The sequence below is a fragment of the Streptomyces sp. NPDC057486 genome, assembly GCF_042802415.1.
Lineage (GTDB): Bacteria > Actinomycetota > Actinomycetes > Streptomycetales > Streptomycetaceae > Streptomyces > Streptomyces yanii.
Genome location: NZ_JBHVEE010000092.1, coordinates 1 through 20,680 on the forward strand (window position 1 = coordinate 1; position 20,680 = coordinate 20,680).

Below are 20,680 nucleotides of genomic sequence, written 5' to 3' on the forward strand. Positions count from 1 at the left end.
GCCCGCAACTCGGCGGCCTGTTCCACGGACAGCTCCATACCAAGAGACCCTGCCACACAAGATCAAGTAATGCTGACGGAATCACAAGACACTAGGTAGTCGTCTCTGCCGAGCGCAATCGGAGCGAACACGCAGAATGCCGTCATCTCCGACTCGGGTACGATTCGCTCGCCGAAGTTGATGGTGCTGCCGTAGCTGAACGGGCAGGTGCCACGGAGCTGTTCGGCGAGGAAGCCCACCGCGTGGGCCCAGATCACGTTGGTCGAGTTCACGCTGAGGCAGAGTTCCGGCGAGCCGTGCTGCCAGTCCGGATGTTCTGCCAGCGACAAGCCGTAGGTGAGCGTCGTAAGAAGCCCGTCCGGCAGGTCGTCGTACACAATCTCCGTCACGCCACGCAGGCCCTGTTTAGTCGACTCGACAGGGAAGAACCGGGGCTCTCTTCCGCCGGAGAGTCGATCAAGGTGGGCGAGGTACTTCTCTACGCGACTGGCCATGTAACCAGCCTGCACGATCGCTCACACGTGGACGCCACCGGGGGCGTCACCAGTAACGCTCCGCAACAGGTCCACAGAAGTTGAGCCAGAACCCGAGTTTTGACAGCGCTGGGGTAGTTTCCGGGGCAGCATCGGGGTGCTCCTGGTGAAAGGACCTGGTCATGCCGCAGATGTCCGAGGTCGAGCTGTACGCGGCGATCCGGCGTGATCACCGTGCCGGCATGAAGATGCGCGAGCTTGAGCGCAAGCACAACGTGTCGTGGCGGACGGTCGAGAAGGCCGTGGACTCCGTCTGGCCGGAGCCGAGGAAGAAGCTGCCGCCGCGGCCGGCTGACTCCTGCGGCTTCCGTCTCGACGGCCCGCCGCCCTCGCGGGCGGCGGGCCGTCCCATGCGCTGACGTCATTTCGGAGGGTCCCGTCTGACTTCTTGTGGCCGACGATCTCGGAGATCATCCAGCCCTGACACGGACACGCAGGTCGCGTCTTCAACTCGCCGGGACCATCGCCAGCGCCTCGTTCAGGTGGTGCTCGGCGACCCCTCGCATGAACTCCCGGTCGGGGAAGTCCCCGTCGAGCAGCCGCAGCGGGCCGGCTGTCAGCGACAGATGCTGGGTGAGTTTGTAGAGCGCGAGGCGGTCCTCGTCGAGGCCGTCCACCGTCAGCTGCTGGTACTGGCTGCCGGTATGGCGGAGGCGTAGGAACACGTGCTCCCACTCGACGTCGAAGTACAGCAGGTTCTCGATGTCAATCACGACGGGATGGCCGTCCCGGTCGACCATGACGTGGTCCAGGCCCAGCTCGCCGTGGACGACGGAATACTCGGCGCGCGGCCGCACTGCCGTGGTCAGCTGACGCAGCCGCTCCTCCAACTGAACGCGGGCGTCGGCGATCCTGTGGTCGCGCGCGGCCGCCTCGGCGAGGCAGCGCAGCGCGAATACGAGTGCTGCCTGCTCGCACGAGGCCGACCGCGACGTGCCGCCCGCGTCGATCAGGGCCACCTTGCCGAAGGACGGCGCCCGGTGGGCGCGCATCATCGCCAGGCTCTCGGCGAGGCGCATCATGGTCGGCTCCGCGGCGCGCGGGTCGCGGTTGCGCAGGTCCATCAGCTTCTCGCCAGGCACGTCCTCGACGATCGCGAGGTCGGCCGGGTAGTGGGCGCGGTCACGGTCGACCAGATGGATCTCAAGGACCCGAAGGCCCAGCGCGCCCAGCCGCGCGTGCGCGGCCTCGAACAGGTCGAGCCCGATGCCGGGTGAGAACGGGTCGGCGAGGTCGCCATCGTGCTCGGTGGTCGGCCAGTAGTTCTCGGAGTCCTCCCACAGATAGGCGATCGCCGTCATGGCGTCGTCCATCGTCAGCCGGTAGACGCCCTTTGTGGTGCCGCCCGCGAGTCGCTCGACCGCCTCCAGCCGTCGTCCGCCGCCCAGCGCGGCCCGCGCCGCACCCGCCAACTGATTCAGCGTCACTTTTTTCGGTGCCACGCCCGCAACCCGCCTTCAGCCTCGATGACTGGGGCACCTTACGCGAGTCATCGTTCAACGCCGAACGAATTGTTTCAAAGGTGTCATGCATGATTTAAGAACAGGCGCCAGGCGGCATGCCATCCCATGCACTGACGTCATTTCTCGTGAACATTCGCTTACCCATCGACCGTCAGATGCTGCCCAAAGTGCCGGACAAATGCTGCTGCTCTGACCGGCAGCGCTGCGGTTGCCCGCCGGGGTGGTTCAGACGCTCTTCCATCCGTCGCGGAAGGCGGTCTGGGTCTGCCACGTGGTGCGGCTGCGGTCTGCGTGGAGCAGGCGCCAGGCGGTGATCTCGGAATCGTGCAGCCACAGTTCACCCAGTCCGGGGCCTTCGAGCGGGGGAAGGCCGGCACTGTCGGCGAGGTGCCGGCCGATCACTGTTGCTGCGGTGGTCCGCTGCTTGGGGTCCATGTCGGCGACGGCGGTCATCAGCTGGTCGGCCAGTCCCGCTCCGTCGCCGTCCAGAGCGCGCAGGACCTGGTGCTTGATGTTGACGGGCATGAGGACTGGTGTGCCGGAGGCCTGCCACAGCTGGAACCAGAAGTCGTGGGGCTCGTCCGAGGGTACTGGCAGCGCGGCCAGGAGCGAGACCAGGTGACTGGTGGCCGCGTATCCGGCGGAGTGCGCTGTCGCGATCAGGGTGACGTCGGCGATCTGCTCCACGCTGAGCGAGCCGGCACCGAAGTCGCGGGTGAGGTTCATGTGCTGAAGCAGGTAGTCGCCCAGCGACTCGGGCTGGCGCACATCAGGGATCATAGGCTGTCCTCCCGCAGTCCTCGATCGTTGCAGCGCCGCCGATCACCGTGTGGAGCATTCGTCCTGATTGGCCGGGGAGTGCCCAGCTCACGAGTTCGGGTGGCAAAGGCCCCGGGGCCTTGTGGTGCGGGGCGGCTGTCCGGTCGCCCCGTCCATGACTTCAGGAGCGGAAGCCGATAACCCCGAAACCAGGCCGTGCCTGCGCGCGTCGCATCCATTCGAGGCACTGCATCACGGCCTCCACGACTTCGGGCTCCAGCGGCGGGGCCTGTCCCGACTCGTCGACCGCGCGCTTGCCGGCCTCGAACTGCTCCAACGCCTGGGCGATGTGATCGGGCGTCCATTCGCCGCAGCCCGGTGTGAAGGCGTACGGCAGTGGAGCGGGCGGGGCGCCGTGGCTGAAGGATTCCACGGACACGGTGGTGATACCGAGAGCGTTCAGCCCCTGGTCGACGACCGACAGCCAGCCGCCCCTGTGCGGTGTGAAACAGTCGTTGGGCAAAAACACGCCGGTGAGCGAGCACAGCCGGTCGTAGGCGTAGCCGTACTGAAAGGCATGGTCACTGTTCTCGCTGAAGGGCCCGCCGTGGATGACCGCGTGCAGGGCCTCGTACGCCGTGGGGGCTCCCTGCCCGATCGCGTGGCTGTGATAGTCGTCGTCGCGGGCCAGGTCGTCCCCGAAGTTGCTGCGTATCGCCTCCAGCAGCTGGGTATCGCCGGAGCCGACCAGGGCACGCGTAGCGGCAACGTCGAGCAGGTACACGCTCAGAGATGAACTCATGGGACGAGCCTATGGGAAGCCGCTGACACTCCTGCGCGCGGCCGCGGACCGGTGGAGGACCATGGCTATCCCGGCCGGTATGGGCACTGTGGGCAGGTCAGTTGATGGTCCAGTCGCGCAGCTGACGGGCGCGGCGAGCGACGCTCAGCGTTCCCGCGGCGGCGTCGCGCACGAGGGCGACGACCTCATGCACCACTACAGAAGGAATGCAGTGAGTAACGAAAGCGTTGACGAGGAATTCCCTCACTTTTCGATGGTTCAGCTGCACTTTCGTGAACCCGTAAAGGGTGCGTCCGTGCCGGAATTCCTCAATGTTCCACATGAAGCGATCGGGGCGGTGTATCAGTCTCTAAGGGCTGTCCCGTAATCCCTGGCGGGCGCACGACGACAGCTACGGCACCTCGCTGCGTTGTCGGAACGCCCGAATACGCCCAGTATGAGGACGGTCCTCCGCCTTGCGATGCACCGCATCTGACGCCGCGCGCTGATCCACCAGGGATTACGGGACAGCCCTTAGACTTCCTGGAAAGTGTAACGATTGAGCCGTATGGGGAATTGGTCAAATTCGGCACCACCGGATTGTTCGGAATTATCCTGTGGGATCCGCGCACAGGGCACGTGGTGCGATCCGGTAAACAAATGGACCATGTGATGATGGTCAATACCACTCTCGAGCGTTTCTCCCTGTGTGTGCGCGGTCTTATCGAGCGCTATCCATTTGATGTCGATGAACGTGGGGACAGTTGGGACGTCGCCGCGCAAGACGTGGAAGATTTTCTACGCCACACCGATCCGGAGGCATATGTAATCGATGGGAATCTGTGGTACGAAGTCAAGTGGGATATCGCAAATGGGGGCTTTGGTTAGAGCGCGCAGAAATAAACTCGCGTTTTCTCGCCCGGTGTCTCGTCGTAATCATCGCGGAGGCGGTCAAGGCCCCGGAGCAGGGGGCGCGATGCACTCTGAGCGGAGGCGAGTGGCTCTCGTACTACGACGACGTCACCGTCACCGACGCGAAGCAGCTGGACATCGCCCATATGGTCCCGCTTGCCGAGGCCTTCGACAGCGGTGCTTTCGCGTGGGACGCAGCGCGGCGCATGCGATACGCGAATGATGTCGTTGCCCAGCGGTCGCTCGTGGCCGTCACCGCGAAGACCAACTGGAGCAAAGCGGCAAGGATGCGTGGGAAAGGCCGCGGAACGGCTCGGCGAGGTCCGGGCGCTGGCATCGGTGGCGGACGACGAGATCGGCGATGCTCTGGAACTGCTCTGGGGCACCGCGGCGGTGAACACGTGGAACTCCCGTCGGGCGGGGGTGCTGTCGTGGCTCGGCTGGTGTCGGGAGCGCGGTTACGAGGGGCCGACGGTCCCGGACTGGGCGAAGCGGCTGGCGGCGCCGGACTCCGAGATCCCGGCCCGCTCGAAGATGGCGATCGACCGGCTGATCGCGCGACGCGAGGTGCACCTGCGGGAGAAGACGCTGTGGCGGATGCTGTAGGAGACAGCCGGGTGGGCGGAGGAAATCCTCGGCGTCAACATCGAGGATCTGTCGCCGGGCGCCGTTGCCCGGTCAAGGCGAAGGGCGCCCGGAGCAAAGCCCGCCACCGGGGCCAGGCTTGCGAGGACTACGTACTGGAGCCCGTGTACTGGGATTCCGGTACCGCTCGGTTGCTGCCCCGTCTGCTGAAAGGCCGCACCCGCGGGCCGGTGTTCGTCACCCACCGCCGCCCGGGGCCGGGCAAGGTCGTCAGTCCCCGCGACGTGTGCCCGGACATCAACTGGTCCGTCTCTCCTACGGGCAGGCCCGCGCCCTGCTCGACGAGCACACCGCCCTGCGCGGACCGGGCACGGGCTGGGACCTGCACGAGTACCGCCATTCCGCCCTGACCCATCTCGGCGAACAGGGCGCCTCGCTGTTGATGCTGATGGCGAAGTCCCGGCACAAGAAGCCGGAGAACGTCCGCCGCTACTTCAAGTCGTCCCCCGAGGCGATCGCCGAGCTCACGAGCCTGCTCGCGCCCGGCGGCAGCAACCGCTGAGCCGCGTTCCTTGATCCTTCTCGGTGGCAACGGCGGTGGCGGAGAGGAGCGTTGCAGCGGCAAGGCTGCCCCAGAGGGCGGCCGAGCCGTGGGAGGCGAGAGCGGTGATGACCGCCGGGGAAACGGCGAGGCCGAAGCCCGTGGAGAGCTGGAAACGGGCGAGGGTGCGTCCCAGGACATGGGCCGGGGCGAGGGCGGTGACGAGCGCGGTGGCGCTGCCGGCATAGATGATCTCGCCGATGGTGCAGACCACGGACACCGTGGCGACGGCCGGGGCACTCCAGCCGTGTCCCAGTGAGGTGGCCGCGAGGAACCCGAGGTAGGACGCGGCAAGCACCACGCCGGCAAGAGCCAGCACGGTCCGCCGGGAAAAGCGGGACAGCAGGACGGTGACCGGAACCTGCAGGGTGACCACCAGCACGGTGTTGGCCACGAAGATGGCTGCCGACCACACCGGGGATGCGTGCAACTGTGTCACCAGGACCATGGGGAGCGCGATTTCGGGGACGTTGAGGCAGAAGACGTAGACCACGTTGGCGGCCAGCAGCGCGCGCATCCGAGGTGCGGGCCCGTCGGCCCTGTCCTTGGCCGGAGCAGCGGCCGGATGCGTGTGCAGGTGGACCGACCATGCCAAGGCTGCCGCAGCGAGATAGGCGAGCCCGGTGACGGCTGCCAGCGCCTGCAATGCGGTGGTGCCGCCCGCCAGGCATGCGGTGGCGAGGAGGGCGCCCGCGCCCAGGCCGGCGTTGCGCAGGGAGCGGCCTGCTGCGAGAGCGGCGTCGCGTTCGCGGCCGTGGGCGACCGCGGCCACTAGGGCTGCATGGGCGGCCGGCCATGCCTGGTTGCCGATGCCGAGGAAGAGTGCCGCCGTCGCGAACAGCCAGACGTGCCCCGCCGGGGTGGCCAGCAGCAGCGCCACGCCCAGCACCCGCACCAGCATCGACGCTGCCACGACCGTGCTGCGTGCGCCCCGGTCCAGCCATCGGCCGACAGCGGGCATGCACGCCAGACCCACGACGACGCCGACCGTCATGGCGATGCCGGTGGCCGACGCGGACAGCCTCAGCACCGTCACCCCGTAGAGCAGCAAAAAGGGCCGCAGCAAGCCGGTGCCGAGCGCGTCCACGGCCAGGGCGACGGCATAACGGGGGCCTCCGGAGGCACGGACGAGGGCGCGCGGCTGGATCTTGGTGGTGGTTGCCATGGCGTCAACGGTGCGTTCGGCCGCCGGACCCACTATGTCGGTTGACGGACACCGTCAATCGACGCGGTCATCGGCCATCCGACCAGCGATGATGAGGGGATGACGTTGAGGATCGACATCGGCGGCCTGCCGTCCGGGCGACTGCGGTTCGCTGCGTCCCCGCTGGCCGAGCTGACCGCGATGCTGCACGTTCTGGCCGAACCCGGACATCACCCGCAGCTCGCCGGCTGGGCCGGGGACGTCTGGGCCGGGCTGCGGCCGGAGCTGGCCGAGCGGCTCAGGGAGGCGGAGTTCCTTTGGCGTTCCTCACGAGCCGACTTCCTGGTCCCCGCCCGTCCCCGGCTGACCCTCGCCGAGGAGTTGGACGATGTAGACCGGATCGACGATGAAACCTATGTGACCGCCGCGCTCATTACCACGTGCGGCAGCAACCGGATCCACTTCGCCGCGCCGTCGCCGCTCGTCGACGCGGCGGCGCGTGAGCGGGCCCTGGACCTGGCCCAGGCCCGCGGCGCGCTCCAAGAGGCCTTCGCTGAACGGCTGCTCGCGGACCCGGCCGCCGTGCGGGCGCGAGTGCGTGACACCCTCGAACAGTGCGCCGAGGCCTTCTTCGACGCCGCCTGGACGGGCGTCGCCGTGCAACTCGCCACCGACCTGCGCCTGAAGAACGACCTGCTGAAGCGCCAGGGCATCGGGGCGGCACTCGCGTCGGTCTCCAGCGCCGTGACCCTGGCGCCGGACGGCAACTGCATCATCGTGGACAAGCTGCAGGACAATGCGACCGCCGCCCACGGCACCGGGGTCACCTTCCTCCCCAGCGTCTTCGGCCGCCCGCACCTGGTGGTGGTCCACGCGCCCGGGTGGCAGCCGGTGGTGCAGTACCCCGTGGCCGAGGCGAGTCCATCGGAGCCGGTATCGCTGGAAACGGTCACGCTACGGCTGGAGGCGCTCGCGCATCCGGTACGGCTGCGGCTGCTGCGCACCCTGGCCCGCGGTTCGCACACCACTGGTGAGCTGGCCCACGCCTGGGAACTTTCGCCCCCGGAGGTTTCCCGCCACCTCGCTGTCCTGCGCCGCGCGGGCCTGCTCACGGCCCGGCGGCAGGGGCGTTACGTCCGTTACACCGTCAATCTGCCCGATCTGACGGCGCTGGGGGCCGATCTGCTGGCGGCCGTACTGCGCTGAGTAAGGGCTGTCCCGTAATCCCTGGTGGATCAGCGCGGGGCGTCGGATGCGGTGCATCGCAAGGCGGAGGACCGTCCTCATACTGGGTGTATCCGGGCGTTCCGACAACGCGGCGAGTTGCCGTAGCCGGCGTCGTGCGCCCGCCAGGGATTACGGGACAGCCCTTTAGCTTCGGTCTGCCAGAACGCGGGCGACCGCCGCCTTCGCAACATCGTCCAACTCGGCAGGCCGCCGAGCAGTACCGGCGCGACCTGTGGGGTGTCATAAGTCCGCATGTCTTCTGATCCGGGCGTTCGTCAGTTCCCCGTGATCTCCGTCAGGATGCATTGCTGTACTCGTGGATGAGTCCGCCGAGGGCGTTGTGACGCTGGACGTGCTGCGTCGGGAAGGGGATGACGTTCGGATCGTCGGCAGGGGCTCGCAGTTGCAGGGCCCGGTGCGGCCTTCCGGAGTTGTAGTGCTCGGCGTAATCGGCGAGGACCCGCTGGGCGTGCTGCTCGTTGTAGATCAGGAGCCGATCGGTGCACTCGGCGCGGACGCTGCGAATGAATCTCTCGGCGTGGGCGTTCATCTTCGGCGCCTGCGGCGCACTCTTCAAGATCGATATGTTCTTGCTCGTGAAGATGGCGTTGAAGGTGTCGGTGTACTTCGCGTCCCGGTCCGGCCAGGACAGCCATGGCCGGGTACCGAGTTGGCGGCGCAGCACGGCGACTTCGTGGTGCAGCGCCAGCAGTTCGACGTCCTTGGCTCGTTGGGAACGAGGGAGCAGGAGCAGCAGCCCGAGGAGGCGGACAGAGGCGAGATGGACCATGCGGAGCACCACGGCGCTCGAGCATGCCATGATCGGAGGCGGGCCTCGAAGTCCCAGGTCGAAGTACGAGAGTTATGGCACCCCACAGGCCTTCCCGGCTTCAACCCTACGATCGTGAGGGTCGCCTTCCCTGCATCGTTCGCATGCTGGACGCACCGGTGAGACGGTTCACACGGTCCGACACAGTGACGGACGATCACGAGTTCAAATAGGTGAGCACGACCAGAACACGCCGGTGATCCCCCTCGCTTTGGGAGAGTCCGAACTTGAGGAAGATGTTGCTGACGTGCTTCTCGACGGCGCCGTCGCTCACCACCAGCTGCCGGGCGATCGCCGAGTTCGTCCGCCCCTCGGCCATCAGCCCCAGCACCTCCCGCTCCCGCGGGGTGAGCCCGGCCAGCACGTCCTGCTTGCGGCTGCGGCCGAGCAGTTGCGCGACGACCTCCGGGTCCAGTCTTGCTGTGCTCCGGAGCTCTGGATTGAGGCTCCGCTTGGCGGGTATGGGTGCCATGCATCCCTGCGAAGGGTGGGCTCCCGCACCCCGCCGTCGAGCGCCGGTTCCCGGCGTCGGCGGCCTGTCGCGCTCCCGCCCGAGCGGGCGAGAGGCGCAGGGACAGGGGATTTTTCAGCGGGTCAGTTCGTCCTAAGTGACTTGAAGCTGTACGCCGAGGGTTCCCTTTTGCCCGGTGGATCCGTACGCATTCAGCCTCGTTGTTTCGATGCCTGCCAGACCATCCGGGAAACAGGTCAATCGACGGTATGGCCCTCTTCTCCTCCGTACTGGGGAAAACCCGTGGCCCGGGGCGCGGCTGCCTGGCGAAGGGCTTCGCAAGGGCCGGAGAAGAACCCCGGAGGAAGCCACCGAGGCGCTGTAAGCGCCCGGCCCATTCGAGGGGCCGGGCGCTTCCGTTATGCGGTGTCTTACGTCGAGGCCGGACGCCGCGCCTGCCCGGCGCGCTGCTGCGCTATGGCCTCGCGGGTGGGCACGGACCGTGTCGACCACTATCCGCATTCAGCACGTTGCCGGAGCTGTTGCTCGCGTGCGGTCGTCACTGACGCGGATGTTGCGGGGGAGGCCGTGGTAGGGAACGTGCACGATGTGCCGTGCCGGAGGCGTGGTCGCGGTCATGGCGGTCACCCCGCGCTTCCCTGACTGCGTGGCTGAGATGGCGAAGGACATACGTCAGCCCGCCAAGGCGGTGGGGGGCGTGATCAATGGCGCGTTGTCACTGGTCACGGGCGTGGAGTCGGTGCTGGGAGCCGTAGCGGCGGCCACGTTGACAGGTGTGGTTAATGAGATTAGCTTTTAGCTAGATAAGTTAGCCAACCTGGGAGATGTCATGACCGAGCACCTCGCCGTCGACGGCGGCACGATCGCTTACGAGGTGACGGGGTCCGGCCCGCTGATCGTTCTCGCGCACGGCATGGGTGACAGTCGCGCCGCGTACCGTGCTGTGATCCCGCCGCTGGTGGCGGCGGGCTATCGGGTCGCCACGGTCGATCTGCGCGGCTGCGGCGAGTCCAGCGTCGGCTGGCCGGCCTGGAGCCGCACCGCAATCGCCGGCGACCTGCTCGCCGTGATCCGCCACCTGGGTGGCCCGGCCGTGCTTGTCGGCCACTCGATCTCCGGCGGCGCCGCCACCATCGCCGCGGCGCAGGAGCCCTCGCTGATCACCGCGGTTGTCGAGTTGGCGCCGTTCACCCGCAAGCAGTCGATCCGCCTCGCCGACCTGCGGGTGAAGCGCTTCAGGCGGGGCATGCTGCGGCTGCTCGGCGCGGGCGCGTTCGGCAGCGTGCCCCTCTGGCGCTCGTACCTCGATGTGGCCTACCCCGGCGTGAAGCCGGCCGACTGGGCCGAGCGGCTCGGCCGCATCGACTCCCTGCTGAGCGAGCCGGGCCGGATGAAGGCCCTGCAGGGCATGGGCCGCAGCGCCCCGACCGACGCCGGCGCGCAGCTCGGCAAGGTCCGCTGCCCGGTCCTGGTTGTGATGGGCACGCTCGACCCCGACTGGGCCGACCCGCACGCCGAGGGTTCGGCGATCGTTGATGCCCTGCCGTCCGGCCTCGGTCGCCTTGAGATGATCGAGGGCGCCGGGCACTACCCGCACGACCAGTTCCCCGACCAGGTGGTTTCGCTCATGCTCGCCTTCCTCCGATCGGACGCCGCCCGTGCCTAGGGCCGGCCTGGACCCGGCGGCCGTGGTCGCGGCCGGTGCCGCGCTCGCCGACGAGGTGGGCCTCGCCGACCTGACGATGGGTTTGCTGGCCGAGCGGGTGGGTGTGCGTACCCCGTCCCTGTACAAGCACGTGGGCGGCCAGGAAGACCTCAACCGGCGCATCGCGGCCCTGGCGTTGCGCGAGGCCGCCGACGCCGTCGGCGTCGCGGTCCAGGGGTACGCGGGCCGTGACGCCCTGGCGGCCGCGGCACGCGCCTTCCGTACCTTCGTCCTGGAGCACCCCGGCCGGTACGCCGCGACGATCGGCATGGAACCGTCCGGCCCGGACGATCCGCTGGCCACCGCGGGCCGGCGGCTGCTCGACTCGTTCACGGCGGTCCTGCGCGGCTACGAGATCGCAGAGTCCGACGTGGACCACGCCCTGCGCATGCTGCGCAGCCTCTGCCACGGCTTCGCCACGTTGCAGTCGGCAGGAGGCTTCCAGTGGAGCGCCGACATCGACGAGAGCTTCGAGTGGCTGATCGCCTTCGCCGACCGGGGCCTGCGCACTCTTTGAGAATGCTGTGGCCGTCGACCGCTGCGACCTCATCGGCGCCTTGCTCTGTCTCGTCGGCATGGCCGTGATCATGTACGCCCCACGGGGCACTGTCCCAGCGGACGCGGGAGCATTCCGCACCTTGCGCGGTGGTCAGGATGACGCGCGAGCCAGTGCCGTACGCGGGCTGCCCGTGCCGGTCGGGGCACCGGCCGGTGTGACTGCCGCGTCCGCGCCCGCCTTCACACTCGCGCCGCCAACTGGCGCGTTCCTTGATGCTCTTGGAGATCCCGGGCGCAGTTGCCCGGACAACGACTGCGGTTATCGGGTCGGATGGGCACGTCGGGTCACAGCCTTGTGGCGTCGAGTTGGTGAGGGACGGTGCCAGCGCGAAGTTCGCGCAGGTCGACGCCGTCCGGATGGTGCGAACCGGCGCTTGACGGCTTCGCCATCCTCGAGGCCGCCGACGGCTTCGGACTGTCCCGCGAGGTCGCCCGCAGCTACCACTTCCTCGTCGACACCCTGATCACTGGCCTGCAAGCCGACCCCGATGACTCCACACCCCCGGAGGACCGGCATGACCGCCGCCCACTCACCCGCGAACACCCCGAAGCCACCCGCTGACGCGAAGATCTCAGCCCTGACACAGCCCGAGGCGACCGTCGGAACGCCAGGCGTGGTCACCGGCCGACCACTGAGCTGGCTGCGAATCGAGGGTCTGGCCGTCGCCGGAGCCGCTCTCGTCGTCTTTGCCACCACCGGGCAGCCCTGGTGGCTGATCCCGGCTCTGTTCCTCGTCCCCGACCTGTCCTGGCTCGCGTACCTCGTCGGCCCGCGGGTGGGCGCCTGGACCTACAACCTCGCGCACACCGCGCCGCTGCCGCTGGCACTGCTCGTCGCAGGAGCCGGATGGCACACCAGCGCGCTCACCGTCGCCGGAGCCGTCGGCCTGTTCCACCTCGGTCTCGACCGCCTCATGAAGTACGGCCTCAAGTACGACCACAGTTTCGGCATCACGCACCTGGGCGTGCATGGTGACCACTGACCGGCCAGCGCAACGAACGAGGCCGTACGTGGCTTCCCCGGCGCTGGCCGGGCAGGCCCTGTGCTCCCGAAGCTGACCTGAAGCGACATGTAGTGCTCTGGAGCCTCCGTCACCTTCCGCTGCGTCCATCGCGATAGACGGCTGCCCATCAACAACCGTTGACCCATTCATCCGGCTGGTCCGGTCTTGCGACAGGCCGGATGTTCAGCACTCGCTCCGAAGCCGTGATCCACCTCGCTATGACGGACCTCATGGCCCGCTGCCTTACCGGCGAGAGCACCATCTCCTGGCGCGACCCGACATCACCGGACCAAGCCAGCATCGCGGGATGAAACACCGGGAGAAAACGGCCTCCAAGCAGAGCCGAGGTCACTGGTCACCAGGACGACCCGCAACCGCGGCAACGCACCGGAGGACCATGTCCGCAGAGCGATCGGACTGCCCGCTCGTACGCCGACTGTGCTCCAGGCAGGTTGGCCAAGCTTTTAAGCTCAGGACTCCGCCCAGGGAAGCCAGGCCCGCACCTCGAAACCCCTGTCGGCGGTGGTGCCGTGTTCCAGGCGGCCGCCGGTGAGGATCGATCTCCCCCAGGGACTTCTGCTGTTCGGAGCTCAGCCGGTCGAACAGCGCCTGACGCACGGCGGCTACATGGCCCGGCGCGGCCCCTGCGGAAGGACGGCAACCCGGAACGCAGGGGGCGGGCTCGAAATCTTGGACACTTCCGGCTTGGATTCACAGGCGCACGATGACCAGGGCGGTGTCGTCGGTGGCGACACCGGGTGGAAGTAGGTCGTTGAGCACGGCGTCGGCGAGGGCTTCGGGGTCGTCTGCCTGGTGGCGGGCCAGGGAGTCGGCGAGCCGGGCGAGGCCGGTGTCGATGTCTTCGCCGCGGCGTTCGATCAGGCCGTCGGTGTAGAGCACGAGAACGGCGCCCTCGCGGAAGGCCGCGACAGCCTGGATCCGGGGGGCGTGTTCAGGGCGGGCGGCCAGTGGCGGGTCGGTGGCCTGGTCCAGGAACTCGACGGTCCCGTCCCTCTGCAGGAGCCCAGGTGGGGGATGGCCGGCGCTGCTGTAGGTGATGGTGCGGGTCTCCCAGTCGATGACTGCCGTGGCCACGGTGGTGTTCTCGGCACCGTCGACGGTGCGGGCGTACAGCCCGAGGGCTTCCAGGGCGCGGGCGGGGCCTTCGGCGACGAGGGAGGCGGCGCTGAGGGCGCTGCGCAGTTGTCCCATGACACCGGCGGCGGGCAGGCCGTGGCCGACGACGTCGCCGACGGCAACGGCGATGCGATCGCCGGGCAGGTCGACCAGGTCGTACCAGTCGCCGGCCACGTTCAGTGCTTCGGCGGCGGGCCGGTAGCGTACGGCCGCCGGATGCCGACCGACCGGGCGAGGAGCGGGCAGCATGGCTTCTTGCAAGGTCAGCGCGACTTCACGGGCGCGGATGAGTTCGGTGACGTCCTCCACCCGGTGCAGCAGCAGCGTCACCCGTCCATCAGATCCGAGCACGGGGATGTTGGTCATGCTGAAGTACCGCTCGTGCCACACGCCGGGCTGGTCGGGGTCCTCCATGTCGTAGCGCTGCAGCGCCATGATGCTGCGCTCACCGGTGCCCGCCGCCTGGCGCAGTGACGCCAGAACTCTGAGCAGGAGAGGCTCGGAGGGGTCCTTTTCGGGGTGGTCCTCGGGCACGAAGCGACCGACTACCTGCTCGCGGACAACGCCCCGGAGGCGCAAGAACTCCGCGTTGGCATCCGCGTAGATCAGCTGCGGGGTCACCAGCGCCACCGCCCCGGGAAGGGCCTGGAACACCGCCGCGTAGTCGACCGCCGGCACATTCATGACTTCCCTGCCTTGCCCCGCAGCTCTGTCTCTTTTCACGATACGAGCGGGGACTCACAGCTCGCTCATCGACGAGCCGCGCAGGCCCTGATCCTCGCCGGTGACCGCGGCGCCCTGTACTTCTGCTTCGGCTCCAGGCAAGAAGTGGTCACGGCGCTCGTGGCCCGGACTGTTGAGCACCTGTGGGAGCGGTCCCGGGCCACCGCGCAGGCCGACGAGCCGCGCCAGGCCATCGCGGCAGCCATGCAGCGCACGGCCGAGCTGTGGAACGAGCACGGCCTCGTCATGCGCATGGCGATCGACCTGTCGTTGACCGTGCCGGGGATCGGCGAGCTGCGGAGTCATCCAGCCGACTTGTTCATCACGGCCATCACCGCTGTCCTGGAACGAGCCGGCGTTCAAGCCGGCACCGAAGCAGAACAAGCGTCAGTGATGGCACGCGCCCTGTGTCAGCGTGTCCACCACTCAGGGGGAGGCCCCGGACGCCGGATCCGCCACGGCTACTTCACACACAGGACCATGCAGCGTTCGAGGGCATCACGCTCCATCGCGAGTGCCTTGTTGTCCCGTTCGAGTTGGGCGTTCTCCCGCCGCAGCCGATCCAGCTCGTCATTCCCGCCGCCCGGCGCGGTGCCCGCGCGACGGGTCGATTTTTATCATCACCATGTAGATTCTGGCGACGCCCTACGGCTCCATCGACCGCCCCATGACGATCTCCCCCGAGCGAGAGTCAGGGGCCAGAGGTGTACGCGACTACCTGACAAACAGACCTTTGCGCGAGGAAGATCAATAACTGGTTGTCGGCCCCCGCCGATCCCGGTGCGTTCCGGTGCCCCTGCTGTTGGCGTTCCTGGACTTGGCGGCCGCGTTCATCGGGAGCCCCGGGATCTCAGGGCTCCCGCGTGAGCGGCTGTGCGTGGCGTCAGCGTGCGAACTTCTCGATGGCCGCCGGGGTGACGGGGGTGAAGAAGTTGACGAGGTTGCCGTCGGGGTCGCGGAACAGCAGTGACCGGTTGCCCCAGGGCATGGTGGTGGGCTCGTTGACGAAGTCGGTGACGAAGCCGGTCAGGTTCTGGTGAACGCGGTCCACGTCGTCGACGAGGAACTCGGTGATCACGCTGTGGTTGTCCGCCGGGCGGGCAGAGCCCGGGGCGAACAGCGGGACGGTCCGGGTGCCGGCGATCGCGAGGGTGGCGCCCGCGGTCTTGAGTTCGGCGAAGTCCTCGGTGGCCCATATCGCCCGCATCCCTGTGGCTCGCTCGTAGAACTCGACGAGGCGCGCTACGTCGCTGGTGATGATGCGGATCGAGACGAAGTCCATGGGAATCTCCTTGGCTGTGCTGGAGTCGTGCACTTCGCAGGCTAGGAGAAATAGTGGACAGAATCCGTCCTGTATTCACATAAGCTGTGAACATGTCTCGACCCACTGGCCGCGTGCTGACACTCCTGGAGCTGCTGCAGTCGGGCGGCACCCGGACTGTGGCCGAACTCGCCGACCGGCTCGGCGTCGAAGGGCGCACCGTGCGGCGCTATGTGGAGCAGCTGATCGACCTGGACGTGCCCGTGGAATCGGTGCGCGGCCGCTACGGCGGGTACCGGCTCGCCCCCGGGTACCGCTTGCCTCCGCTCATGCTCAGCGACGACGAGGCGCTGGCCGTGCTGCTCGGCCTGGTCGCCGGCCGCCGAGCAGGGCTGACGACGACGCAGCACACGGCAAGCGAGACGGCATCAGCCAAGATCCGGCGGGTGCTGCCCAAGCACATCGCCCGTCGGCTTGACACACTCCTGGAATCCCTCGCCTTCACGGATCAGCCCGGCGAGTTCAACACCCCGGACGCTGAGGTCCTGCTCACCATCGCCGATGCGGTACGCCACCGCCGACCGGTCTCGATCCGCTACACCGACCGTGACGGACGGCGCAGCGAACGCACACTGCACGCGTACGGGATCGTTGCCCATTCGGGCCGGTGGTACGTCACGGGCAAGGACGACCAGATCGGCGAGGACCGAACCTTCCGGCTCGATCGCATCGCACACACGAGGACCCTGCCCGGCTCATTCGAAGCGCCGGCGGGTCCCGGTCCGGCACAGCGCGTGTTGTCAGGGTTCGCCACGGCCGAGTACCAGCATGAGGTGACCTTGCGGATCCACGGGACAGTTGAACAGATCCGCGCCCACCTTCCCGCCGGCGTCGCGAGCCTGGAGGAGCACGAGCCTGTGGCAGGCGAGGACCGGGTGACCGAGCGCTGGCTGCGCATCGAGCTGCGGGCGGAGCGGCTCGACTGGTTGCCTCCGGTACTCGCCTCACTCGACCGGCCGTTCGTCATCGAGCGCCCCGATGAACTGCGCGACCTCGTCATCGCGCTCGCCGATCGCCTCGCGTCCTACGCCCGCCAAGCCTGACAGCCAGGAACCAATGTCATGAGATGGCACGGCGCTGTCACGTTGTTGGGTGCGTGGGTCTGTGACGGCGCGTCGGGGCGTGGCGGAGGCCGGGTTTCGGGTCGGTGCTCAGGCCTCGGAGGGCTGGCAGGCCGCCTGCGTAATTGGCGCGGGGATTATCCGGCGGGCGTGAGCGTGAAGGCCACCCTGTTGTAGGGGTGGCCGTTGACCTGGAGCTGGATTGCATGGGAGCCCGGGTAGTAGCGGCGTGTGCTGATGGGGCGGAAGGAGTGGCTGCGCCCCAGTTCGGTCGTCTCGCCGGGGGGCAGGGTGCGCTTGGTGAGTTTGAAGACTTTGGGGGTCTGCTGGCCGTTGGCCTTCTTGTGGTGGACGACGTAGTCGATGGCCAGGGTGACCGGCTTGTTTGAGATGTTCGTGATGCGGGCGGTGAAGTCGAGTGTGCTGCCCAGGGGGACGTCGGTTCGCTCCAGGTGAGGGCCCTCCACCTTGAGATCGGTGCGGTCGCCGTGGAAGCCGACCAGTTCCAGCGCCGCCGGGTTGCCCTGTTTGACGAGGGTGCGCATGGCGTGGCGGATCAGGGCGGGGGTGGTCGATGCGGAGCCGTGCGTCCAGCGGGCGGCCTGGGTGGTGGCGAGCTCGGGGTCGAGGCGGGAGATGTCGTTGAGGTGGTTGGCGACCGAGCGGCGCACGGTGTCGGAGGAGTCGGTGTGCAGCCGGTCCAGCAGGGGGAGGGTGGCTGCGGGTTTGCGGGTCAGCTCGGGGACCTGGCGGGCCCAGGGGAGTTTGGGGCGGGTGCCCTCGCTGGCCAGCCGGCGCACTGCGGGGTCGGGGGAATCGGTCCAGGTTGTTGCGGTGGCCAGCGTGCGGGTCAGGTCTGCGTTGAGGAAGGTACGCAGGGCGAACTCGGCGGTCAGGCGAGGGGTGAGCTGGGTGAGGAGGTCGAGTCCGTCGTCGAAGTCCGCATCGGAAAAGGATGAGGTGGCTGCGGAGGCAATGGCCTCGGTGAGCGGCCAGACCATCCAGCCGGTGAGGTCTTCGCTGGTGAGGGCCGCGCGCGCTGCATGGGCGAGGTGGGCGTAATCGTGGCCGGTGTCGGTGAGGAGGGCCTCGCCGACCGCCCGGGCCCGCTGGCTGAGGGAGAGCGTGCCGAGGGTGGTCGCGCTGTCGGCCACGGTGCGCCAGCGGGAGGCGGTGGGGAACGTGTTGCGCAGGACGGCCGTCAGACCGCGGATGCTATCGGGGCTGATCAGTTCGTCGGCGGTGGGCACGGATCCTCCAGGGGAAGGCAGGTCGGGCGGGGTGCAGCTCACGGGGCCGGGTGGTGCGGGCGTCAGGTGGTGCGGGCGGCTTCATCGGTCGTGGTCGCGCCGGTGAGGGGGTAGCGGGCCCGCATGGCGGGGCTGGCAGCGGGGCCGGCGGCGAACACGTAGGCATGGCTGTCGTCGAGGCGGCGGCCCGTTCGGGCATCGACCACCACAGGTTCGACTTCTTCGCCGCTTCCGGTGTCGATCAGAATCATGCTGCGCTGCTCGGGGGCGAGGCGGGAGTTTCCCCAGGCCGCCAGCGTGATGATCACGGGGCGCAGGGAGCGGCCCAGGTCGGTCAGGACGTACTCGTTGCGGACCGGGTTGGCCTGGTAGGGCCGGCGCTCCAGCAGGCCGTCCGCTACCAGCGTCTTGAGGCGTGCGGTGAGCATGCTGGTGGAGATGCCGAGGTTCTCCTGGAACTGGTCGAAGCGGGTGTAGCCGTCGAAGGCGTCGTGGAGGATCAGCAGCGTCCACCATTCTCCGACGTGCTGCACGGTCGTGGACAGCGGGCATTCGAGGTCTTCCGCCCTGATCCGGCTTGCCAAGTTGACCACCTCTGCAAAGTAAGTGCTAAAGTCGAAGTTACTAGCTTCTATTTTAGCAGTAACTAAGGGTGCGGCACCCCCTGCCCGCACCCGGGAACGGAACACGTCATGGCCGCCCCCCTCAGCGAACCCAACGACTCCCTGAAGGGCCGCCGAGCCCTGGTCACCGGCGGCACGAAAGGCGTCGGTGCGGCCGTCGCCCGGCGCCTGACCGAGGACGGCGCCACCGTGCTGGTCACCGCGCGCAGCCGACCGGACGGCATGGCCGCCTCGGGCATCATCACCGCGGACCTGGCCACCCCCGAGGGGGCCGCCACCGTGACCGACGAAGTCCTCCGCCGCCTCGGCGGCGTCGACATCCTGGTCAACAACCTGGGCGCCTCGGATGCCCCCGCGGGCGGGTATGCGGCCCTGGGCGAGGACGACTGGGCCAGGGAACTCAACATCAACCTCCTCGCCGCAGTCCGCCTTGATCGCGGCCTATTGCCCGCCATGATCGAATCGGGCCATGGCGCCATCGTCCACGTCTCCTCGATCCAGCGCCGCATGCCGCTATGGGACGGCACCCTCGCCTACGCCGCCGCCAAGGCCGCGCTGACCACCTACAGCAAGGGCCTGGCCAACGAGGTCGCCCCCCGCGGCGTCCGTGTCAACACCGTCAGTCCCGGCTTTATCCAGACCACCGCTGCCGACCAGCTCGTCGCCCGGATCGCCGAGAACGCCGGCACCACCCACGAAACGGCACTGAAGCAGCTCATGGACTCCCTCGGCGGCATTCCGCTGGGCCGCCCCGCCCGCCCCGAAGAAGTCGCCGAACTCGTCGCCTTCCTCGCCTCCGACCGCGCCTCAGCCATCGTCGGAGCCGAGCACGTCATCGACGGCGGCACCATCCCCACCGTGTGACCCCCCACCTCTAGGAACCGCCATGCACACCGACCAGACCCAGAACATCGCTCCCGAGGCACTGCCGGAGGTGATCACCCGCTTCCTGAACTCCCACCGCGCCCATGACACCGCTACGGCGCTCAGTGCCTTCCGTGCGGACGCCACCGTGACCGACGAGGGCAAGACCCACGGGGGAGTCCCGGCGATCGAGACCTGGATGACTCAGTCCGCGAGTGAGTACACGTACACGATCGAACTCATCGGCGCGCAGAAGGTCGACGCGGACCGCTACGTCGCCACCCACCACCTGGAGGGCAACTTCCCTGGTGGGGTCGTGGACCTGCACTACCGCTTCACCCTCAGCGACGGCCTGATCGAGGACCTTCGCATCGAACCCTGACCCGCGCACGGCGAAACCGCCCTCGGGATACTGGGCGACGGCGGCGTCTACGCGGACGCCGCCCCAGGCTCTCGCAAGCGGTGGCACCCTCAAGTGATCAACGCACCACCCAGTGGCGGTTTGTTGAAGGCCGGGGGCTGCTCTGTCGTGCAAGGCGTAAGTCGTCAATTCCGTTTGTGTAAAGGGGAATTGGAGATGTCGGATCTCTTGACCGTGAGGTCAGGGGGACGTCAGGCTCACCGGAGCCGACCGGTGGGGTCGGCTACTCATGAGCGGGAGCTTTCTTGCTACCGCCTGGAACCACTGGAGGCCAGTTTGCGCATGAAGCTGAGAACGCTGACGGTCAGTGCAGCTGTGGCGGCCGGTAGTCTGCTGGGCGTTGTCCCGTCGGGTCCGGCCGTCGCGGCGACGCCGACCTGCGACTGGGTGGCGTCCTACGCCGGAGCCTGGGTTCCCATGTACAAGGCGACCAACACGGTCACCTGCAATTTGGTGCAGGGAACCCACAGCGCGGCCGTGCGGCAGCTTCAGCACTCCATGAACCTCTGTTACGGCGAGAAGCTGGCTGAGGACAGCGACTTCGGACCTTCGACGCGCGCGGCGCTGATCAGGACGCAGCAGAAGGCCGGCACCCCGGCCGACGGCGAGTATGGACCCAACACTCGCAAGGCCATGCTCCACGAGAAGGTCGGCGGAGGCTGCACCCGCGTCCCGTAATGCCATCAGCAGCCAGTTCTCAGGGCGGA

22 protein-coding genes and 7 pseudogenes are annotated in these 20,680 nt (G+C 68.1%); 16 read left to right on the forward strand and 13 right to left on the reverse strand.

Going from position 1 to position 20,680, the window contains the following annotated elements; genetic code table 11:
- Positions 1 to 62 precede the first annotated feature (62 nt).
- Positions 63 to 494: a suppressor of fused domain protein gene (locus ACFU6I_RS32485; protein WP_384373125.1), complete on the reverse strand. Its 432-nt coding sequence runs from the start codon at positions 492 to 494 to the stop codon at positions 63 to 65.
- A 161-nt stretch (positions 495 to 655) separates the two neighbouring features.
- Here ACFU6I_RS32485 and ACFU6I_RS32490 point away from each other — a divergent pair, with 161 nt between their 5' ends.
- Complete coding sequence (locus ACFU6I_RS32490) at positions 656 to 892, forward strand: hypothetical protein (protein WP_384373127.1); 237 nt, start codon at positions 656 to 658, stop codon at positions 890 to 892.
- A gap of 87 nt (positions 893 to 979) precedes the next feature.
- Here ACFU6I_RS32490 and ACFU6I_RS32495 read toward each other — a convergent pair whose 3' ends face one another.
- From ACFU6I_RS32495 to ACFU6I_RS32510, 4 genes are all read right to left on the reverse strand, one after another.
- A complete protein-coding gene (locus tag ACFU6I_RS32495) occupies positions 980 to 1,960 on the reverse strand; it encodes a phosphotransferase family protein (protein ID WP_384373187.1) in 981 nt (326 codons plus the stop codon).
- A gap of 261 nt (positions 1,961 to 2,221) precedes the next feature.
- A complete protein-coding gene (locus ACFU6I_RS32500) occupies positions 2,222 to 2,764 on the reverse strand; it encodes a hypothetical protein (protein WP_384373129.1) in 543 nt (180 codons plus the stop codon).
- A 172-nt stretch (positions 2,765 to 2,936) separates the two neighbouring features.
- Positions 2,937 to 3,557: a hypothetical protein gene (locus ACFU6I_RS32505; protein WP_384373131.1), complete on the reverse strand. Its 621-nt coding sequence runs from the start codon at positions 3,555 to 3,557 to the stop codon at positions 2,937 to 2,939.
- Positions 3,558 to 3,654: 97 nt separating this feature from the next.
- Positions 3,655 to 3,879, reverse strand: coding sequence for a hypothetical protein (locus tag ACFU6I_RS32510; protein WP_384373133.1), 225 nt, complete (start codon positions 3,877 to 3,879; stop codon positions 3,655 to 3,657).
- 233 nt (positions 3,880 to 4,112) lie between these two features.
- Here ACFU6I_RS32510 and ACFU6I_RS32515 point away from each other — a divergent pair, with 233 nt between their 5' ends.
- From ACFU6I_RS32515 to ACFU6I_RS32525, 3 genes and pseudogenes are all read left to right on the forward strand, one after another.
- A complete protein-coding gene (locus ACFU6I_RS32515) occupies positions 4,113 to 4,424 on the forward strand; it encodes an SUKH-4 family immunity protein (RefSeq protein WP_384373135.1) in 312 nt (103 codons plus the stop codon).
- Positions 4,425 to 4,468: 44 nt separating this feature from the next.
- Positions 4,469 to 4,729, forward strand: a pseudogene (locus tag ACFU6I_RS32520) (HNH endonuclease); the annotation flags it as partial.
- A pseudogene (locus tag ACFU6I_RS32525) lies at positions 4,668 to 5,595 on the forward strand (site-specific integrase). The pseudogenes ACFU6I_RS32520 and ACFU6I_RS32525, both read left to right, overlap by 62 nt.
- On the opposite strand, the gene ACFU6I_RS32530 reads toward ACFU6I_RS32525, so the two are convergent.
- Positions 5,558 to 6,799 carry an MFS transporter gene (locus ACFU6I_RS32530; protein WP_384373137.1) on the reverse strand — a complete coding sequence of 414 codons (1,242 nt, stop codon included), beginning with the start codon at positions 6,797 to 6,799 and terminating at the stop codon, positions 5,558 to 5,560. The pseudogene ACFU6I_RS32525 and the gene ACFU6I_RS32530 overlap by 38 nt on opposite strands.
- 99 nt (positions 6,800 to 6,898) lie before the next feature.
- On the opposite strand from ACFU6I_RS32530, the gene ACFU6I_RS32535 reads away from it, so the two are divergent.
- Entirely contained in the window at positions 6,899 to 7,984 is a 1,086-nt protein-coding gene (locus ACFU6I_RS32535; protein ID WP_384373139.1) for a DUF5937 family protein, read from the forward strand.
- Positions 7,985 to 8,300: 316 nt separating this feature from the next.
- Here ACFU6I_RS32535 and ACFU6I_RS32540 read toward each other — a convergent pair whose 3' ends face one another.
- Positions 8,301 to 8,825, reverse strand: a complete 525-nt coding sequence (locus ACFU6I_RS32540) for an integrase core domain-containing protein (protein ID WP_384373141.1) — start codon at positions 8,823 to 8,825, stop codon at positions 8,301 to 8,303.
- 166 nt (positions 8,826 to 8,991) lie between these two features.
- Positions 8,992 to 9,249 (reverse strand): annotated as a pseudogene (locus ACFU6I_RS32545) (response regulator transcription factor); the annotation flags it as partial.
- 886 nt (positions 9,250 to 10,135) lie between these two features.
- On the opposite strand from ACFU6I_RS32545, the gene ACFU6I_RS32550 reads away from it, so the two are divergent.
- The 6 genes and pseudogenes from ACFU6I_RS32550 to ACFU6I_RS32575 form a co-directional block, all read left to right on the forward strand.
- Positions 10,136 to 10,972, forward strand: a complete 837-nt coding sequence (locus ACFU6I_RS32550) for an alpha/beta fold hydrolase (RefSeq protein ID WP_384373143.1) — start codon at positions 10,136 to 10,138, stop codon at positions 10,970 to 10,972.
- A 22-nt stretch (positions 10,973 to 10,994) separates the two neighbouring features.
- Positions 10,995 to 11,528: a TetR/AcrR family transcriptional regulator gene (locus ACFU6I_RS32555; RefSeq protein WP_384373190.1), complete on the forward strand. Its 534-nt coding sequence runs from the start codon at positions 10,995 to 10,997 to the stop codon at positions 11,526 to 11,528.
- Positions 11,529 to 11,544: 16 nt separating this feature from the next.
- Positions 11,545 to 11,616: pseudogene (locus ACFU6I_RS32560) on the forward strand (hypothetical protein); the annotation flags it as partial.
- Between the two features lie 272 nt (positions 11,617 to 11,888).
- The gene (locus ACFU6I_RS32565) at positions 11,889 to 12,131 is read left to right on the forward strand and encodes a hypothetical protein (RefSeq protein ID WP_384373192.1); all 243 of its coding nucleotides are present in this window, start codon (positions 11,889 to 11,891) and stop codon (positions 12,129 to 12,131) included.
- Complete coding sequence (locus ACFU6I_RS32570; RefSeq protein ID WP_382623522.1) at positions 12,085 to 12,552, forward strand: DUF4260 domain-containing protein; 468 nt, start codon at positions 12,085 to 12,087, stop codon at positions 12,550 to 12,552. The genes ACFU6I_RS32565 and ACFU6I_RS32570 overlap by 47 nt, the downstream gene beginning before the upstream one ends.
- A gap of 209 nt (positions 12,553 to 12,761) precedes the next feature.
- Positions 12,762 to 12,884, forward strand: a pseudogene (locus tag ACFU6I_RS32575) (IS5/IS1182 family transposase); the annotation flags it as partial.
- A gap of 247 nt (positions 12,885 to 13,131) precedes the next feature.
- Here the strand turns inward: ACFU6I_RS32575 and ACFU6I_RS32580 are convergent.
- Together ACFU6I_RS32580 and ACFU6I_RS32585 are read right to left on the reverse strand one after the other, a co-directional pair.
- Positions 13,132 to 13,212 (reverse strand): annotated as a pseudogene (locus ACFU6I_RS32580) (MarR family transcriptional regulator); the annotation flags it as partial.
- A 72-nt stretch (positions 13,213 to 13,284) separates the two neighbouring features.
- A complete protein-coding gene (locus ACFU6I_RS32585) occupies positions 13,285 to 14,394 on the reverse strand; it encodes a PP2C family protein-serine/threonine phosphatase (protein WP_384373145.1) in 1,110 nt (369 codons plus the stop codon).
- Positions 14,395 to 14,499: 105 nt separating this feature from the next.
- Here ACFU6I_RS32585 and ACFU6I_RS32590 point away from each other — a divergent pair.
- Positions 14,500 to 14,862: pseudogene (locus ACFU6I_RS32590) on the forward strand (TetR/AcrR family transcriptional regulator); the annotation flags it as partial.
- Positions 14,863 to 15,316: 454 nt separating this feature from the next.
- On the opposite strand, the gene ACFU6I_RS32595 reads toward ACFU6I_RS32590, so the two are convergent.
- Positions 15,317 to 15,715: a VOC family protein gene (locus ACFU6I_RS32595; RefSeq protein WP_384373147.1), complete on the reverse strand. Its 399-nt coding sequence runs from the start codon at positions 15,713 to 15,715 to the stop codon at positions 15,317 to 15,319.
- 92 nt (positions 15,716 to 15,807) lie between these two features.
- Here ACFU6I_RS32595 and ACFU6I_RS32600 point away from each other — a divergent pair, with 92 nt between their 5' ends.
- Positions 15,808 to 16,797 carry a helix-turn-helix transcriptional regulator gene (locus ACFU6I_RS32600; protein WP_384373149.1) on the forward strand — a complete coding sequence of 330 codons (990 nt, stop codon included), beginning with the start codon at positions 15,808 to 15,810 and terminating at the stop codon, positions 16,795 to 16,797.
- Positions 16,798 to 16,952: 155 nt separating this feature from the next.
- Here ACFU6I_RS32600 and ACFU6I_RS32605 read toward each other — a convergent pair whose 3' ends face one another.
- Both ACFU6I_RS32605 and ACFU6I_RS32610 read right to left on the reverse strand, forming a co-directional pair.
- Complete coding sequence (locus ACFU6I_RS32605; protein WP_384373151.1) at positions 16,953 to 18,065, reverse strand: DNA alkylation repair protein; 1,113 nt, start codon at positions 18,063 to 18,065, stop codon at positions 16,953 to 16,955.
- Positions 18,066 to 18,127: 62 nt separating this feature from the next.
- Complete coding sequence (locus ACFU6I_RS32610; RefSeq protein WP_384373153.1) at positions 18,128 to 18,649, reverse strand: winged helix-turn-helix transcriptional regulator; 522 nt, start codon at positions 18,647 to 18,649, stop codon at positions 18,128 to 18,130.
- A gap of 108 nt (positions 18,650 to 18,757) precedes the next feature.
- On the opposite strand from ACFU6I_RS32610, the gene ACFU6I_RS32615 reads away from it, so the two are divergent.
- The 3 genes from ACFU6I_RS32615 to ACFU6I_RS32625 all read left to right on the forward strand — a co-directional run bounded on the left by ACFU6I_RS32615 (position 18,758) and on the right by ACFU6I_RS32625 (position 20,651).
- A complete protein-coding gene (locus tag ACFU6I_RS32615; RefSeq protein ID WP_384373155.1) occupies positions 18,758 to 19,552 on the forward strand; it encodes an SDR family oxidoreductase in 795 nt (264 codons plus the stop codon).
- A gap of 22 nt (positions 19,553 to 19,574) precedes the next feature.
- Positions 19,575 to 19,934: a nuclear transport factor 2 family protein gene (locus ACFU6I_RS32620; RefSeq protein WP_384373157.1), complete on the forward strand. Its 360-nt coding sequence runs from the start codon at positions 19,575 to 19,577 to the stop codon at positions 19,932 to 19,934.
- Between the two features lie 321 nt (positions 19,935 to 20,255).
- Complete coding sequence (locus tag ACFU6I_RS32625; protein ID WP_327241265.1) at positions 20,256 to 20,651, forward strand: peptidoglycan-binding domain-containing protein; 396 nt, start codon at positions 20,256 to 20,258, stop codon at positions 20,649 to 20,651.
- Positions 20,652 to 20,680: the final 29 nt, after the last annotated feature.

Coding starts and splice junctions, on each gene's coding strand:
- ACFU6I_RS32540 (WP_384373141.1), bottom strand. CDS start 8,825: ATGGCATGCTCGAGCGCCGTGGTGCTCCGCATGGTCCATCTCGCCTCT.
- ACFU6I_RS32530 (WP_384373137.1), bottom strand. CDS start 6,799: ATGGCAACCACCACCAAGATCCAGCCGCGCGCCCTCGTCCGTGCCTCC.
- ACFU6I_RS32510 (WP_384373133.1), bottom strand. CDS start 3,879: ATGTGGAACATTGAGGAATTCCGGCACGGACGCACCCTTTACGGGTTC.
- ACFU6I_RS32585 (WP_384373145.1), bottom strand. CDS start 14,394: ATGAATGTGCCGGCGGTCGACTACGCGGCGGTGTTCCAGGCCCTTCCC.
- ACFU6I_RS32550 (WP_384373143.1), top strand. CDS start 10,136: ATGACCGAGCACCTCGCCGTCGACGGCGGCACGATCGCTTACGAGGTG.
- ACFU6I_RS32485 (WP_384373125.1), bottom strand. CDS start 494: ATGGCCAGTCGCGTAGAGAAGTACCTCGCCCACCTTGATCGACTCTCC.
- ACFU6I_RS32625 (WP_327241265.1), top strand. CDS start 20,256: ATGAAGCTGAGAACGCTGACGGTCAGTGCAGCTGTGGCGGCCGGTAGT.
- ACFU6I_RS32535 (WP_384373139.1), top strand. CDS start 6,899: ATGACGTTGAGGATCGACATCGGCGGCCTGCCGTCCGGGCGACTGCGG.
- ACFU6I_RS32505 (WP_384373131.1), bottom strand. CDS start 3,557: ATGAGTTCATCTCTGAGCGTGTACCTGCTCGACGTTGCCGCTACGCGT.
- ACFU6I_RS32570 (WP_382623522.1), top strand. CDS start 12,085: ATGACCGCCGCCCACTCACCCGCGAACACCCCGAAGCCACCCGCTGAC.
- ACFU6I_RS32620 (WP_384373157.1), top strand. CDS start 19,575: ATGCACACCGACCAGACCCAGAACATCGCTCCCGAGGCACTGCCGGAG.
- ACFU6I_RS32615 (WP_384373155.1), top strand. CDS start 18,758: ATGGCCGCCCCCCTCAGCGAACCCAACGACTCCCTGAAGGGCCGCCGA.
- ACFU6I_RS32600 (WP_384373149.1), top strand. CDS start 15,808: ATGTCTCGACCCACTGGCCGCGTGCTGACACTCCTGGAGCTGCTGCAG.
- ACFU6I_RS32595 (WP_384373147.1), bottom strand. CDS start 15,715: ATGGACTTCGTCTCGATCCGCATCATCACCAGCGACGTAGCGCGCCTC.
- ACFU6I_RS32490 (WP_384373127.1), top strand. CDS start 656: ATGCCGCAGATGTCCGAGGTCGAGCTGTACGCGGCGATCCGGCGTGAT.